A 15,965-nucleotide genomic window follows, 5' to 3' on the forward strand; every position below is an offset into this window, starting at 1 on the left:
AGCAAAGTTACCTCAAGTTGGTGTACTCAGCGAGTTTTTCTTTTTCTGCTAAGTGCTTAGGGGAATTTCCCGGCCAAAGGGGAAGGCAAACACCTGCCAAAAGAAAGCGTTGAAAAGGAGCGCTGGCGGGTGGATAAAATAACGTGGCTGGAAAGAAAAAGGCTGCCAATGGGCAGCCTCAAATAGTGCATAGAGGTGATGCTAATCTCATTAGCAAAAGCCCGTATCCCTAAAGACTCCGTACCTGAATCAGCAGCCCCATGAGCGGGTGGTCGATGTAGTGCACCTCGTTATTGCTCAGCTTGCGAGTCTGCTCCAGACGATAAGCCTTCAAAAATTCATCCACCTGTACCTGTTTTTTCACTTCCTGAAGATGGCCAAATTGCACCGTGCTTTCTTCATGTCCTGAATCTTGGTGGTTATCCTCTTCGATGGCTGTCTCATGCTCATCATCCGCAATGTCCGTACCAATGACCCTTTCCCGGCGGTGTGGTTCGCGCAGGTCGAACGTAGTATCCACAAATGGGGTCGTTTGGACATACAGGCGAATCATCCCGTCCAGCTCAAAGAGAGCATCTTTAGGAGCCGTCGTAGCATCAGGGTTATCCGTTGTCACGTCCATAACGGACTTTTGTACCGGGGCACCGTTTTTCAAAAAGCGGCCGGTATAATCCTGTCCGCCGGTAATACGGATCTGAGGGGATACATCCCGATCCAGGCTATTCTGGCGCCAGCCGATATGCGCCAGAGGCGTGAAACCAGCGTGGTTTTTCAGGGCTTCGTACTGTGTGTTTAGCTGAAATTGTTCGGCAGGCATCAGGTTTATCCCTCTGGCCTGAAGCTGTGCCGTGGTATTTTCGCTGCCGATGTCCTCGCTGGCGCTGGCCGTTGTCACACGGATAGCATCATCCAGGTTGAGGGGAGGTAGCTGATTCGGCCACGATTCCCCGACTTTTTCCGGCGCAATATTGCGTTTAAAGACAATAACTTCCACATCAAATTGTTGTGCCAGGCTCGACCCGCTCAGCACAACCAACAAAAAAAAGAACAAGTTTTTCAAGTGATTACTCCGCACAATTGTGCCTAAATTTACATTGTGTTTTCGGCGAGTTTTGTTATCAGACCGTCGACGTACTCCATGCGGCCTTTTCTGTCGCTCATTGGTGCCGTTACTTTTAGCTTGGTCGGCCCTTCCATTCTGAAGTGCTGTGGCTGCGATTGCAGCAGACTGACCAGGAAGCCTGGATCAATCGTGGCATTCGGGTTGAACTCGATAAATCCGCCTTTTTCGCCGGCCTCGATTCGGCGAACCCCGACACTTGCTGCTTTGAGCTTGAGTTTATTGAGGGTCAGCAGGTTCTTGGTCGGCTCAGGCAGCAGGCCGAAGCGGTCAATCAGTTCAACTTTCAATTCATCGAGCTGCTCTATACTGTCGGCGCTGGCAATACGCTTGTACAACGACAGACGCGTATTGATATCCGGGATAAAGTCATCCGGCAGCAAGGCAGGCAGGCGCAGCTCGATTTCCGTTTGCTGGCGCAGTAAGTCATCAAGCGATGGCTCTTTACCCTCTTTCAGGGCTTCGACAGCTTGCTCCAGCATCTCCATAAACAAGGTAAAGCCGACCGACTGGATCTGACCGCTTTGTTCGTCGCCCAGCAGTTCGCCGGCACCACGAATCTCCAGATCGTGGGTCGCCAGCGTGAAGCCCGCGCCCAGATCTTCCAGCGAAGCGATGGCATCAAGGCGTTTGACGGCATCTTTGGTCATTCGCTTCGGATGCGGTGTTAACAGGTAAGCATAGGCCTGATGGTGAGAACGGCCGACACGTCCGCGCAGCTGGTGGAGCTGTGCCAGACCCATGTGATCTGCCCGGTTTATGATAATAGTGTTGGCTGTCGGAACGTCGATACCGGTTTCAATAATGGTGGTACACACCAGCAGGTTATAGCGCTGGTGGTAAAAATCACTCATGATTTTTTCCAGCTCACGCTCGCGCATTTGACCGTGGGCGAAAGTGATGCGTGCTTCGGGGATCAGCTGGCTTAGCTCTTCGGTTGTTTTTTCAATAGAATCAACGTCGTTATGCAGGAAGTAAACCTGACCACCGCGCATTACCTCACGCAACACTGCTTCACGAACCAGCGTTTCGTCTTTTTCACGAACAAAGGTCTTAATTGCCAGACGACGGGCGGGCGGAGTGGCGATGATTGACAGATCCCGCATGCCGCTCATGGCCATATTCAGGGTACGCGGAATTGGCGTAGCCGTAAGGGTCAGAATGTCGACATCGGCCCGCAGCGCTTTCAGTTTCTCTTTCTGGCGAACCCCGAAACGGTGCTCTTCATCGACGATCAACAGGCCGAGATCGTGGTAACGCACTTCGGCATTAAGCAGCTTATGGGTACCAATCAGGATATCAATTTTGCCTTTGGCCACGTCAGCCAGGATCTGCTTCTGTTCTTTCGCGGTTTTAAACCGTGACAAGACTTCGACCCGAACCGGGGTATTTGCGAAGCGATCGCGGAAGTTTTCAAAGTGCTGTTGTGCCAGCAAGGTGGTCGGAACTAGAACCGTGACCTGCTTGCTGTTATCAACAGCCACAAAAGCCGCACGCATGGCCACTTCGGTTTTACCAAAGCCCACATCACCACACACCAGACGATCCATGGCTTTGGCCTGGCACATATCAGACAGAACCGCGTTAATGGCCAGCGCCTGATCATGGGTTTCTTCGAACGGGAATCCGGTGCAGAAGTCTGCGTATGCTTCCCGATCCAGTTTGAATTTAAAGCCGGGTTTGAGCTCGCGCTTGGCGTAAACATCCAGTAGCTCTGCTGCGACGTCTCGGACTTTTTCGGCGGCTTTTTTACGCGCTTTGGCCCAGGCTTCACCCCCCAGTTTGTGAATCGGCGCACTTTCTTCGGCCCCACCGGAGTAGCGGCTGATCAGGTGCAGTGATGCTACGGGTACATACAGTTTTGCCCCGCCCTGGTACTCAAGGGTGACGTATTCAGTGGTGATCCCTCCGGCTTCCAGGGTTTGCAGGCCCTGATAACGGCCGATGCCGTGATCGATATGTACCACAGGCTGGCCGATTTGCAGCTCAGCCAGGTTACGGATAATGGTGTCAGTGTTGACGATCTTTTTATCTTCCCGGCGGCGTTTCTGTACGACACGTTCGCCCAGCAGATCGCTTTCGCAGATTAACGCCACAGACGGCTCATCTAGGATAAAGCCCTGTTCGGCTGCACCAATGATCAGGCTGAACTGGCCGGGCGCCTCAATGGCCTCGCTTAGAGATGAGCACACCATTGGCCGGAGTTTGATGCGTGCCAGCAGATCCAGCAGGGCCTCGCGTCGACCTTCTGAGGCCACGGAGAAAATAATTTTGCCGGTAAAGCTTTCAATAAATCGGCGTAACTCTGCCAGTGGCTCTTTCAGCTGGTGGTTGATTGTCAGGGCTGGAACCGGGCGTAGTGCCGGGTTAAACCGACCGGCTTTTTCCGGCTCCGCGTCACGGCGGAAGCGGATCTGCGGTAGCGTTTTAAATTTGGCAAACAGCTCGTCTTTTGCCAGCCACAGTTCACTCGGCGGCAGAAGCGGGCGCAGTGGGTCGACCCGGCGCTGATCGTAGCGGTACTCGGCATCTTTGAGAAACTGGTCAACTGCAGGCTCCAGTTCACCGATGGTGATCAGCAGGCTGTTGTCCGGCAGGTAGTCAAACAAGGTTTCGGTCTGGTCAAAAAACAGGGGTTGCCAGTACTCGATACCGGCCGGCCAGGTACGTTTGCTGACTTGCTGGTAGATCGATTCGGGCTCACGGCGAGCTTCAAATCGTTCGCGCCAGCGCATCCGGAAGTTTTCGATTGCCAACTCGTCAGTCGGGAATTCGTGTGCAGGTAACAGACGAATCTGCTCAATTTCACCGGTTGAACGCTGGGTTTCCGGTTCGAACTGACGGATCGAGTCCACTTCATCATCGAAAAAATCAATCCGGTAAGGCTGGTCACTGCCCATAGGGAACAGATCCAGCAAGGAACCACGGCTGGCGTATTCGCCGTGTTCCATCACCTGATCCACATGGCGGTAACCGGACGTTTCCAGTTGCAGACGCAGTTTTTCGAGTGATAACCGATCGCCTTTCGATACCATCAGTGCATGCTGACGTATGAAAGACTGAGGTGTCAGACGCTGCAGCAGGGTGCTGATTGGCACCAGTACCACCCCTGATTTCTGGGTGGGCAGGGCATACAGGCGTGACAGCCGGTCGGAAATAATGTCCTGATGCGGCGAGAAGTTATCGTATGGCAGGGTCTCCCAGTCCGGGAATACGCTGACCTCCGCGTGGGTAAACTGGCTGATTTCCGGCTGAAGCCGCAAGGCAGTCTGGGTATCTGGTACTACGGCCAGAATAGCACCACGGTGATCCTGAGTCAGCTCTGCGACTGACAGAGCCAGCGCGGCGCCGGAAACATTGCCGATGTAACGGTTATCGCCGGGCTGAGCGGGTAAAGGTAATGACAGTATGGATTGTGATTTCATCATGATTACGAATTATCTGAGCGCTGTTGCGCGCGCTGGCGCAGAATTTTTTGTTGGAAATACAGGGCTGCCCGTATCAGCAGATCGCGGTCTTCTTCCTGAAGGCGCGTATAGCGCAGCGAGATATCATACTGCTGATCCAGAGCTTGGCATTCACAGACTTCAGCATAGGCATAGACGGCCGCTGCCGGTTGTTCCAAAAAGAGTTTAAGGCGAACAGCCTGACCCGGCGTTAAAGGCTGGGCGGAGGAATAAGATAGACGGCTGGCCCCGAAGGTCGTGGTGGTGTAGCGAAATGCCGGGTCATTCTGCTGCGACAGTACGTACGACAGGAGCAGGTTGATTTTGCTGTTTTGGGCGGCCAGGTACTGGGTCAGTGCCTGATACTGCTCTTTATTAAACTGCGACAGCGTGCGATCAAGGTTATCGTCTAATCCGCTGCATTCACTGGCGACACGAAACAGTGGCGGGATTTCCTGCGGAAAGTGTGTTTCGTCCGGTACCGCCTCATTGGGGGACAGGGGCTCTACATTAATGGTTAACCCTGCATGGACTGAAAAATATTCGTCCTGGTTCATGTCGCACTCGCATTTCATTAACTATTCTTCGATTATCACTTAGCTGCCGGTCTGGGGCAAGTCAGCTTCTGAGAGAGTGACGTTTTTAGCTCCTGTTTTTACATTAGTTTTACCCGCTTCGTTGGTAATCATGCGCTGCAAGGGGTATGCTTGCTGGCAGTATTATTCCGGATGGTTTCTTCTTTACTCATATGTTTCATCCCGTTTCGTTTTTTATAGGATTGCGCTATCTCCGGGGTCGCTCAGGCGATCGTTTCAGTCGGTTTGTATCCTATATGTCTACCGCAGGCATCACGATAGGTGTCCTGTCATTGGTGACCGTGCTTTCTGTGATGAATGGTTTTGAGCAGCAGCTCAAAGAGCGTATTCTGGGTGTGATGCCGCAGGCGGTGATATCGTCACCGGCTGGCCACCTGACCCGGACCGCACAGCCTCCCGAAGCCCTGACGACGATACCGCATGTCGGTGTGGTTACGCCTCTGACCCGCAGTGAAGCGGTGCTGCAAAGTGCCCGTTCGCTGGCTGCAGGTATGGTGCTGGGTGTCGATCCGAAAGGCTTCGAGCCGATTAGTTATTACGTGGTGCGGGGTGATCTGGCTGAGCTGGAATCCGGCAGCTACAAGGTGATTCTGGGGCAGGGGCTTGCCATGCAGCTCGGCGTTGATGTCGGTGACAAAGTGCGCCTGATGGTGACCAGTGCCAGCCAGTATACGCCACTAGGCCGTATTCCGAGCCAACGTAATTTCGAGGTCGCCGGGGTTTACAATACCGGCTCCGACGTCGATAACCAGATGGTGCTGACGCACATTGATGATGCTGGACGTTTGTTACGGCTGAAGCCAGGCGAGATTAGCGGCTGGCGTTTGTTTGTTGATGACCCGTTTGTGGTGTCTGAACTGGCGACCCGTGCGCTGCCGGATGACCTGCAGTGGTCTGACTGGCGCGAGCAACGCGGTGAGCTGTTTCAGGCCGTCAAAATGGAAAAGAACATGATGGGACTAATGCTGGGGCTGATCATCGGGGTTGCGGCGTTTAACATCATCTCTGCGCTGATTATGGTGGTCATGGAGAAGCAGGCCGAAGTGGCCATTCTGAAAACCCAGGGCATGACCAGCAATCAGGTTCTGATGGTCTTTATGGTTCAGGGCGCCAGCAGCGGTGTCATTGGCGCGCTGTTTGGCGGTATTCTGGGTACACTGCTGGCATCTAACCTCAATACCCTGATGTCCTTCTTCGGGGTCAACTTCATCACTACCGGCGGCCATCTGCCAGTGGTGATCGAACCTTTACAAATTCTTGTTGTGATTGTCGGTGCTATTCTGCTGAGTCTACTGGCAACTGTTTTTCCTTCTTACCGGGCGGCATTGGTACGTCCTGCTGAGGCACTTCGTTATGAGTAATCCGTTATTAGTTTGTCAGGATCTTCGTAAGGTCTACCGTGAAGCCCAGCTGGAAACCGAAGTACTGAAAGGCGTCGGATTTACTCTGAAAGCCGGGGAGCTTGTCGGCATTGTCGGTGCGTCGGGTTCCGGTAAAAGTACGCTGCTTCATTTGCTGGGCGCGCTGGATGAACCCAGTGCGGGCGATGTGTATTTTAAAGGGCAGCAGCTCAATACGCTGAGCGCCAACAAGCAAGCCAAGCTGCGAAATCAGGAAATCGGCTTTGTGTACCAGTTCCATCACTTGCTGGCAGATTTCAGCGCGGTGGAAAACGTGGCCATGCCGCTGTTGATTGGTGGGGTATCACCAGCCAGTGCCAGAGAGCAGGCTAATCAGATTCTGGAACTGGTGGGATTGTCTCACCGTCTGGAACACCGACCTTCCGAGTTGAGCGGGGGCGAACGCCAGCGTGTTGCCATTGCCCGGGCACTGGTTAACAAGCCGTCGCTGGTTTTGGCGGATGAGCCAACCGGCAATCTGGACCACAAAACGGCACTGGAAATTTACGATTTGATGCGTCGTCTGAACAAAGAATCAGGGACAGCGTTTCTGGTGGTGACTCACGACAATGAGTTAGCCGGTAAGCTGGATCGTTGCATGCACATGCAGGACGGTGAACTGGTGGATGTTGAGGTAGCCTGATGTTCAACCCGCTTTCGTTATTTATTGGCAGCCGTTTCAGTCGCGCTCGTCAGCGTAACCGGATGGTGTCGTTTATCTCCATTTCATCAACGCTGGGCATCGCGGTCGGCGTGGCGGTGATCATTATTGGTCTGTCGGCCATGAACGGTTTTGAGCGTGAGCTGCAAAACCGGGTGCTGTCTGTGATCCCTCACGGCGAGCTGGAAGCCGTGAAACCCCCGTTTGTTGACTGGCAGCCGATTCTGGCCAAGGTTGAAGAACACCCTCGGGTGACGGCTGCTGCGCCCTATATCCAGTTTACGGCGCTGCTTGAGAAAGGCAGCAGCCTGAAAGCCGTGGAAGTGCGCGGTGTGGATCCGACGATGCAACCGAAGGTCAGTGCCTTGCCGTCCTATGTGAAAGACGGTGCCTGGGAACGCCTGGAATCCGGCAAGCAGCAGGTGATTCTGGGGCAGGGGGTTGCAGACAAACTGGGGATTGAAGTCGGTGACTGGATCACGGCGATGATCCCTAATCCTGATCCGGAAGCTCGCCTGAAGGCACCACACCGGATTCGTCTGCAGGTTTCGGGACTGCTTGCTCTGGCGGGTCAGATTGACCATAACTTTGCGCTGGTACCACTGGCTGATGCGCAGGAGTACCTGTCAATGGGCACCGGGATCACCGGGATTGAGCTGAATGTCGATGAGGTGTTGGATGCTCAGCACATTGTGCGGGAGGTGGGCTACACCCTGCCGGTGTATGTGTACCTGAAAAGCTGGAATCAGAAATACGGTTATCTGTACCGCGATATTCAGATGGTACGCACCATTATGTATCTGGTGATGGTACTGGTGATCGGGGTGGCGTGTTTTAACATAGTGTCGACACTGATGATGGCGGTAAAAGACCGGGCGGCAGATATTGCGATTTTACGCACCATGGGGGCGAATGATCGTCTGGTGCGCTCGATCTTTGTCTGGCACGGTATTCTGTCCGGAGTGGTCGGCAGTCTCGCTGGTTCGGTGTTGGGATCGCTGGTGGCAGTTAATCTCACAGCGATGGTCAGGCAGCTGGAAGGGATAATTGGCCACCAGTTCCTGTCAGGCGATATCTATTTCGTCGACTTTCTGCCAACTCAGCTGGCGTTCTCTGATGTCATGCTGGTAACCCTAACGGCGGTAGCACTGAGTTTTATGGCTACCTGGTATCCCGCGCGACGGGCAAGCCGCCTGCACCCGGCCACAGTACTGAGTGCGAAGTAAGCGAAAACCTGGAGTGGCTATCTGTTATTGATGGCACTGAATTGATGGTGCTGTCATTGATGGCGCAGGATGTGATTCAGCTGACATTGCCTCTAAAAGGCATGAGCTGATTTTTTTCTCACTCAATGGGCTCGATTAACCAAGGCCGGACTGGTAGCAGTCCGGCCTTGTTGTTTTGTATTCTCAGTCTGTTCAGACTAGGGCTACTCATTAAAATCATCAGCGTGAACCGTAACCAGACGCGTAGGCTGAAATCAGTTATCTGTGGAGAGTACTAAGAGCATCAAAGAAAGTGAGAGCCGCCATGCAAAATTTCGTGAATGTCAGTGCGGCTGACCGGTTTTTCGTAGTGTGGATTCCGGTGATGAATCAGCTGGTCGGGAAAGCATTGATTTGATCATGGCGCGCAGCATAAAAAAACCTCGCATCGGCGAGGTTTTTTTATTTGCACATATCGCTTGTACAGTTTTAATCGGGCGCTTTTAACGTAATACCCGGAATTTACGTTTCTGCCAGCTGCGCACTACCGAGTAACGCCACAAGCCACGAATGCCGAAGTAACCAACCAACGCACATCCTACGCCGCAAATCATGCAGCCGAGCAGGAAAGGAGGTCCAATCTGGTTCATCTGACTCATCAGGAAATCCCACGACAGTTCAAAATGGAACGACTGATGGGGGGTATTCAGCAGCCAGGCGCCAATTTTGTAAGCGCCGTAGAACAGAACCGGCATGGTTATCGGGTTACTCACCCATACAAGACAGACCGACAAAGGGAGGTTAACGCTAAAAAGGATAGCCAGGCCTGCAGCCATAATCATCTGACTGGGAAGAGGAACAAATGCCATAAACAAACCGACAGCAAAGGCCCCAGAGGCCGAGCGGCGGTTCAGACACCACAGGTTAGGGTTATAGAGCACGTTGCCAAAGATTTTCAGCGCTTTTTGCCGCTTAATCACCTCATGGCTCGGCATCATTCGTTTGATTACTTGTCTGGGCATTGTCGTTCTTTTTTTCCAAGGCTGACTTGATATGTTGCAAGGCGCAGCCGCTATGGCAATCGGACTTCTTTCGTTGCATTTCTGGCCAGCATTGCCAAGTTACCATGCAACTATGACACTGTGTCTGATAGGCGGGCTAGTGTGTGCCTATTTTCGACTGAATCTTTTGATCTATGTCGCATTCGGTGCACTTTTGGCGAATGTTTCCGCCACCAGCTACCTCAAGAAAGTTCAATTTGCCGCTGTAGAGGCTGGGAATATTATCATAGTTGGTGAAGTTCGCAGCCTTTTAAATGTTCGTAAAAACAATACAGTGTTCGAATTTGTTTCGTCTGAAACATGGCGTCGTAACCCTGATTTTACGCTGAATCCAGCGAGCACGGCACCCGTCGCTGAGCCGTCACCAACACGGCCTGTGCATGATAGTGCAGTGTATCAGCCTAAGACGCTGCGCCTGCAACTACTCTGGCCGGTTGCAGTAACATCGGCTGAACCACTTCCCGAATTGCGGCCTGGTGAACTGTGGCAACTGGAAGTTCGTCTTCGGCCACCTGCCGGGCGGGTAAACAGTGCGGGTTATGACAAAGAACGCCACTTTGTTGGTCAGGGTCTTCACGGAACCGGCATCGTCGTTGGCGGCCATCGCCTTAAAGATAATACAGATACCCTGTCTCGGTGGCGGCAATTGGCCTTTGAGCAGGCGTTGGAGCGTACTCAAGTGCTAGAGTATCAGCCCTATTTGCTGGCATTGAGTTTTGGTTATCGGGATTTGCTCGGGGATTCGGAGTGGGCACTGCTGAGAGATAGCGGGCTGGCGCACCTGATGGCGATCTCTGGTTTGCATATTGGTCTGGCGGTGCTGTGCGGCTGGGGCATTGGACGACGGCTGCGCGGCGTGTTGCCGGACCATGCTGCCTGGCAGTGGTTGCCAATCTGGCTGGGTCTGCTCGCCGGGCTGTTATATGCGTGGCTGGCCGGATTCAGCCATCCCACGGTTCGCGCATTGCTGATGAGCAGTATGGTTTTGCTATTGTTGCGCCAGGCTATTGTATGGTCTGGCTGGCATATTTTGCTGGTGGTGTTTGCGGTTAGTCTGGCAATCAATCCGTTGGCCAGTTATGCCATGGGCTTTTGGTTATCATTTATCGCGGTGCTAGTGATTTTACTGGCCGCCGCCAGCGGAATCCGGCCCCAGCAACACGCCGGACAAACCGGGTGGCAGCAATGGCGTGAAAAACTCGTCAGCCTTGCACTGATGCAGGCGGCGTTGTTGTGTCTGATGTTGCCGGTTCAGTGGGTCGGGTTTGGTGGCTTTGCTCCACTGGCGCCATTAGTCAACTTTCTGGTGGTGCCTTGGGTAAGCATGGTGACAGTGCCACTGGTTTTGTTGGCATTATTACTGTCGTTCTGGCCTGCGGGAGCAGCATGGCTGTGGATGTTGGCTGACCAGAGCCTGGAACCGGCACTGTTTATTGCCCGTTTCAGTCAGGGAACCTGGTGGCCTGTCAGTTTGAACGGCGGACCGGTGATTTTCGGCGTTACTGCGTTGGTCATCGCATTCTGGTTGTTGCCGTGGAAGCGCTTCCCAGTGTTGCTGCTATCTGGGGTGTTGCTTGTCTTGCTGTGGGGGAATGCGGCGCGCTTGCCATTCGTACCTGAGTTATTCACTCCGCTTGAGGATCAACAGACGGCAGGGCTATTGGTGGAACAGCCGATGTCAATTGAACGACAACAGCAGTCAACGCCAATGTCCATGCCCTGGACCGTGGACCTGCTGGATGTCGGACACGGCCTGGCGGTTGTGATAGAGCGTAATGGTCGCGCGGTGCTTTATGACACAGGCAACCGTTGGCCACAGGGGAGTATTGCCAGTTCAGTGATTGAACCTGTGCTGCATCGGCGCGGGATATTTCAGCTGGACGGGCTTATTCTCAGCCATGCCGACAGTGATCACGCCGGGGGCTCCGACTATGTGATTGAACGGTTTAAGCCTGTGTGGCGGCGCAGCAGTGATGTTCGCCCGGGGTTTATGCCGTGTGTACGGGGGCAGCAATGGCAGTGGCAGGGACTAATATTTCGTGCTGTGTGGCCACCTAAACAGGTCGCACGCGCGGCCAATCCGCACTCTTGCGTGGTTGCAATCACTGACCCTACAGGGGTCAACGGTGATCGAGCTCCAGTGACGGTGTTGCTGACCGGTGACATTGATGCGATATCAGAGTTGTTACTGACTCGTCTTGAGGCTGATCTCCAGCCGGATATCTTGCTGGTGCCGCATCACGGCAGCCAAACGTCTTCGACTGCTACCTGGTTGTCAGCCATGTCGCCGGAGTATGCTTTGGTGTCTGTTGCTCGATTCAATCCCTGGCAGTTACCCTCCGCAAGTATCCGGCAGCGATATCTGGCGCAGGGGATTCCCTGGTTGTCGACGGCAGAGACCGGACAAGTGACATTGACCATGTCCGCTGATGGTATCAAGGTTGAAAGGTACCGACAGGATCGCAAAGCGGCCTGGTTTCGTCCTGAGAACCCGATAGACAGCCCGGTAGACAGCAGCGTAGAGAACTAAGAAAAGCGTTTAGCGCTGACATGATGGTTTGCTGTAATTCACTGGCGGTATAAATCGCTTTGTTTGAAAAACAACCGGTTTCGTGATGAGAATTGTTAACTTATTTGGTCCACGCGCAGTAAGCGAGTAGAATGTCGGGAATTGACTTCAAAAAAATATGGTTTCCATGATTCAACCCAAAGACCAATCCACTTGGGAAACGTTTAAGCAACTGTGGCCCTCTATCAGTCTGTACAAAACCGGACTGGCCGTTGCCGTTGTCGCCCTGATCCTCAATGCAGCCAGCGACGCGCTGATGCTTTCCATGATTAAGCCGCTGATGGACGAAAGTTTCGGTGGGCTGGGCAGCCTTGAATCTAATTTCCTGGCCATGATGCCGATTTACTTGTTGGGCCTGATGATTTTGCGCGGCGTCAGCGGTTTTGTATCGACGTACTGCTTGGCATGGGTTTCCGGCAATGTCGTCATGGCTATGCGCCGTCAGATGTTTAACCACTTCATGAAAATGCCGGTCAGCTTTTTTGACAAAGAATCGGCCGGTAAGCTGCTGTCGCGAATTACCTATGACTCAGAGCAGGTCGCTTCAGCCACCAGTGGTGCGCTAGTCAGTCTGGTACGTGAAGGCGCGACCATTATCGCGCTGATGGCTATCATGTTTTACAACAGCTGGCAGTTGTCATCGATCCTGCTCATTATTGCGCCGGTCGTTGCGTTCAGTATTCGCGTCGTTTCCAAGCGTTTCCGTCGTATTTCGAAGAATATGCAGGATGCGATGGGGTCTGTTACCTCGTCTGCCGAGCAGATGCTCAAGGGCCACAAAGTGGTGCTGAGTTACGGTGGTCAGCAGGTAGAGCAGGAGCGCTTTGAGAAAGTCAGTAACCGCATGCGCCAGCAGACCATGAAACTGGTGTCGGCACAGGCGATTGCTAACCCGGTGATTCAGGTGATTGCTTCTCTGGCACTGGTCGTGGTTCTGATTCTTGCTAATACCGAGAGTCTGCGTGAGTCGCTGACACCAGGTACCTTCGCCCTGATTTTCGGTTCGATGTTTGGTCTGATGCGTCCACTTAAAGCCCTGACGAACGTCACCTCGCAGTTCCAGCGTGGTATGGCAGCGTGTCAGACACTGTTTGGCCTGATGGAGCTGGAAGCGGAAAAAGACACAGGGACTTTTGAAACGAAGCGTGTCAAAGGCGACATCCAGGTGAAGAATGTCACCTTTACTTATCCGACCAAAGATACCCCGGCACTGCGTAATATCAGCTTTGACCTGCCGGCCGGTAAAACACTGGCGCTGGTCGGGCGTTCGGGTTCAGGGAAAAGTACCATTGCCAACCTGCTGACCCGTTTCTACGACATTGACTCCGGTGAGATCACTCTGGATGGCCGCAATATTTGTGATTACAAGCTGGCTAACCTGCGTGAGCAGGTGGCGGTTGTGTCGCAGAATGTGCACCTGTTCAACGACACCATTGCCAACAACATTGCGTACGCCAGCGGTGAGCAATACAGCCGCGCTGATATTGAAAAAGCGGCAGAGCTGGCCCATGCGATGGACTTTATCAACAACATGGAACATGGCCTGGATACCGTGATTGGCGAAAACGGGGTCAGCCTGTCTGGTGGCCAGCGTCAGCGAATCGCGATTGCCCGTGCCTTGCTGCGCGATGCACCGGTTCTGATTCTGGATGAAGCCACATCGGCTCTGGATACCGAATCAGAGCGCGCGATCCAGTCTGCCTTGGATGAGCTGCAGAAAGACCGTACCGTGGTGGTGATTGCCCACCGTCTGTCGACCATTGAAAATGCCGATCAGATCCTGGTGGTTGATGAAGGCGATATTATCGAGCGTGGCGTTCACCAGGAGCTGCTGGCGCAGGACGGTGCTTACGCTCAGCTGCATCGTATCCAGTTTGGTGACTGATGGCCTCGTTGATTGAAAAAATCTGGTTCGAGTCACATCCGGCCGGTTGCCTGTTAAAACCGCTGTTGTGGCCGCTCAGCAAGCTGTTTGGACGAATTAGCCAGTCCCGCCGCCAGGCGTATCAGTCTGGCAAGAAGGCTGTGTACCGTGCATCGGTTCCGGTGGTTGTGGTGGGTAATATCACCGCCGGCGGAAACGGTAAGACACCGGTAGTCGTCTGGCTGGTAGAACAACTGAAAGCCGCCGGGCTAAACCCCGGCGTGGTGTCCCGGGGTTATGGGGCGAAAGCACCGCATTACCCGTATCGGGTAACGCCTGACAGTACAACGGCCGAAGCCGGGGATGAACCGGTGCTGATCTATCGTCGTACCGGTGTTCCGGTTGCGGTTTCGCCGAAACGGGCCGAAGCCGTGGCATTACTGGAGCCGGAAGTAGACGTCATCATTACGGATGATGGCCTGCAACATTACGCCCTGGCGCGTGATATTGAGATTGTGGTGATTGATGGCCAGCGGCGATTTGGCAATGAACAGCTGATCCCGCTAGGGCCGTTGCGCGAAAGTTGTGACCGGCTCAGAGAAGTGGATTTTCTGATCTGCAATGGCGGAAAGCCGCAGCCTGGCGAAATTCCGATGCAATTGGCACCGGCATCACTGGTGAATCTGGTGAGTGGTGAACGGTGCGAGGTAACCAGCCTGCAAGGCGATCTGGTCGCAATGGCCGGTATTGGTCATCCGCCACGCTTTTTTAATACGTTACAGGAACTGGGCGTATGCCCGGTTCACTGTCAGCCGTTTGCCGACCATCAGGCATTCAGTGAACAAGAATTACAACAGCTCGCCCAGCAAGGGCAGCATTTAGTGATGACAGAGAAAGATGCGGTGAAATGCCACTCTTTCGCTCAGTCTGATTGGTGGTACTTGCCTGTGGATGCGGTACTTCCTGAAGAACAGGCTGAGGGTTTAATTAACCGGATTATGAAGGTAAAGGAAGAATATGGATCATCGTCTGCTTGAAATCGTTGCTTGCCCGGTATGCAAAGGGAAGCTGAATTACGATAAAGACAAAAATGAGCTGATCTGTAAGTTTGATCGCTTGGCTTATTCGATTAAAGACGGTATTCCGGTACTTCTTGAACCGGAAGCTCGTACGCTGAGTTCTGACGAGGTGAAATAATGGCCTTTACGGTAATTATTCCTGCCCGCTACCAGTCCTCGCGCCTGCCGGGTAAACCGCTGGCGGATATTGCTGGTAAGCCTATGATTCAATGGGTTTATGAGCAGGCCAGTAAAGCCGGTGCGGATCAGGTGATTGTCGCGACAGACGACGATCGCATTGCAGAGGCGGTGCGCGGGTTTGGCGGCGAGGTCTGTATGACTCGTCCGGACCATGAATCGGGCACCGAGCGTCTGGCAGAAGTGGTTGAGCAATATGGCCTGGCGGATGATCACATTGTGGTGAACGTACAGGGTGATGAGCCACTGATCCCGGAAACCATTATTCGTCAGGTCGCGGTCAACCTGGAGCAGAGCAAGGCTCCAATGGCAACGCTGGCGGTGGAAATTGATCATGCGGACGAGGTTTTTAACCCGAACGCGGTGAAAGTCGTGACGGACAAAGACGGTTATGCGCTGTATTTCAGCCGGGCCTCTATTCCATGGGATCGTGACAATTTCGCTAAGCGCCCGCAGGAAATCCACCATAACCTGATGCGTCATATCGGGATTTATGCATACCGTGCCGGTTTTATCAAAACCTACATCGAATGGGAGCCGAGCGCGCTGGAAAAAATTGAGGCGCTGGAGCAGCTTCGTGTGCTTTGGTACGGCGAAAAGATCCATGTCGATGTGGCCATTGATGTGCCGCCGGCGGGTGTTGACACGCCGGAAGACCTGGACAAAGTCCGCGCTCTGGTCGGTGGCTGAACCGACCTGAAACACAAGGGCTGAAGGTTATCCTTCAGCCCTTTTTGTTGGTGCTGACCCGACGGGGCGGGGTTCGTGTCTGCGCTGTTTTATGTCT

The 15,965-nt window shown here is 53.5% G+C and carries 12 protein-coding genes; 8 read left to right on the forward strand and 4 right to left on the reverse strand.

The window, feature by feature from the left end; translation table 11 throughout:
* Positions 1-229 precede the first annotated feature (229 nt).
* Genes PGW97_RS05420 through PGW97_RS05430 form a run of 3 tightly spaced genes read right to left on the reverse strand, consistent with a single transcriptional unit; the run spans position 230 to position 5,123 of the window.
* Positions 230-1,060, reverse strand: a complete 831-nt coding sequence (locus tag PGW97_RS05420) for a peptidoglycan binding protein CsiV (protein ID WP_273859128.1) — start codon at positions 1,058-1,060, stop codon at positions 230-232.
* A gap of 29 nt (positions 1,061-1,089) precedes the next feature.
* Positions 1,090-4,545, reverse strand: a complete 3,456-nt coding sequence (gene mfd / locus PGW97_RS05425) for a transcription-repair coupling factor (protein ID WP_273859626.1) — start codon at positions 4,543-4,545, stop codon at positions 1,090-1,092.
* A gap of 5 nt (positions 4,546-4,550) precedes the next feature.
* Positions 4,551-5,123: a PilZ domain-containing protein gene (locus PGW97_RS05430; protein ID WP_217393511.1), complete on the reverse strand. Its 573-nt coding sequence runs from the start codon at positions 5,121-5,123 to the stop codon at positions 4,551-4,553.
* Between the two features lie 191 nt (positions 5,124-5,314).
* Between PGW97_RS05430 and lolC the strand changes: the two genes are divergently transcribed.
* The 3 genes from lolC to lolE are packed head-to-tail and all read left to right on the forward strand — an operon-like array spanning position 5,315 to position 8,449.
* Positions 5,315-6,523, forward strand: coding sequence for a lipoprotein-releasing ABC transporter permease subunit LolC (gene lolC, locus PGW97_RS05435; RefSeq protein ID WP_207103712.1), 1,209 nt, complete (start codon positions 5,315-5,317; stop codon positions 6,521-6,523).
* A complete protein-coding gene (lolD, locus tag PGW97_RS05440; protein ID WP_047884115.1) occupies positions 6,516-7,205 on the forward strand; it encodes a lipoprotein-releasing ABC transporter ATP-binding protein LolD in 690 nt (229 codons plus the stop codon). Before lolC ends, lolD begins: the two co-directional genes overlap by 8 nt.
* Positions 7,205-8,449, forward strand: a complete 1,245-nt coding sequence (lolE, locus tag PGW97_RS05445; protein ID WP_047884116.1) for a lipoprotein-releasing ABC transporter permease subunit LolE — start codon at positions 7,205-7,207, stop codon at positions 8,447-8,449. Before lolD ends, lolE begins: the two co-directional genes overlap by 1 nt.
* Before the next feature lie 482 nt (positions 8,450-8,931).
* On the opposite strand, the gene PGW97_RS05450 is transcribed toward lolE, so the two are convergent.
* Positions 8,932-9,450 (reverse strand): DUF2062 domain-containing protein, encoded by a 519-nt coding sequence (locus PGW97_RS05450; protein ID WP_047884117.1) that lies wholly within the window; start codon positions 9,448-9,450, stop codon positions 8,932-8,934.
* Positions 9,451-9,562: 112 nt separating this feature from the next.
* Between PGW97_RS05450 and PGW97_RS05455 the strand changes: the two genes are divergently transcribed.
* From PGW97_RS05455 to kdsB, 5 genes are all read left to right on the forward strand, one after another.
* Positions 9,563-12,019 (forward strand): DNA internalization-related competence protein ComEC/Rec2, encoded by a 2,457-nt coding sequence (locus PGW97_RS05455; RefSeq protein WP_443147117.1) that lies wholly within the window; start codon positions 9,563-9,565, stop codon positions 12,017-12,019.
* A gap of 166 nt (positions 12,020-12,185) precedes the next feature.
* Positions 12,186-13,943 (forward strand): lipid A ABC transporter ATP-binding protein/permease MsbA, encoded by a 1,758-nt coding sequence (gene msbA / locus PGW97_RS05460; RefSeq protein WP_047884224.1) that lies wholly within the window; start codon positions 12,186-12,188, stop codon positions 13,941-13,943.
* Positions 13,943-14,959, forward strand: a complete 1,017-nt coding sequence (gene lpxK / locus PGW97_RS05465) for a tetraacyldisaccharide 4'-kinase (RefSeq protein WP_273859132.1) — start codon at positions 13,943-13,945, stop codon at positions 14,957-14,959. Before msbA ends, lpxK begins: the two co-directional genes overlap by 1 nt.
* Positions 14,940-15,119 (forward strand): Trm112 family protein, encoded by a 180-nt coding sequence (locus PGW97_RS05470; protein ID WP_047884120.1) that lies wholly within the window; start codon positions 14,940-14,942, stop codon positions 15,117-15,119. The genes lpxK and PGW97_RS05470 overlap by 20 nt, the downstream gene beginning before the upstream one ends.
* Positions 15,119-15,868 (forward strand): 3-deoxy-manno-octulosonate cytidylyltransferase, encoded by a 750-nt coding sequence (gene kdsB / locus PGW97_RS05475; protein ID WP_047884121.1) that lies wholly within the window; start codon positions 15,119-15,121, stop codon positions 15,866-15,868. The genes PGW97_RS05470 and kdsB overlap by 1 nt, the downstream gene beginning before the upstream one ends.
* Positions 15,869-15,965 lie beyond the last annotated feature (97 nt).

The organism is Photobacterium sp. GSS17, from assembly GCF_028621875.1.
GTDB classification, from domain to species: domain Bacteria; phylum Pseudomonadota; class Gammaproteobacteria; order Enterobacterales; family Vibrionaceae; genus Photobacterium; species Photobacterium ganghwense.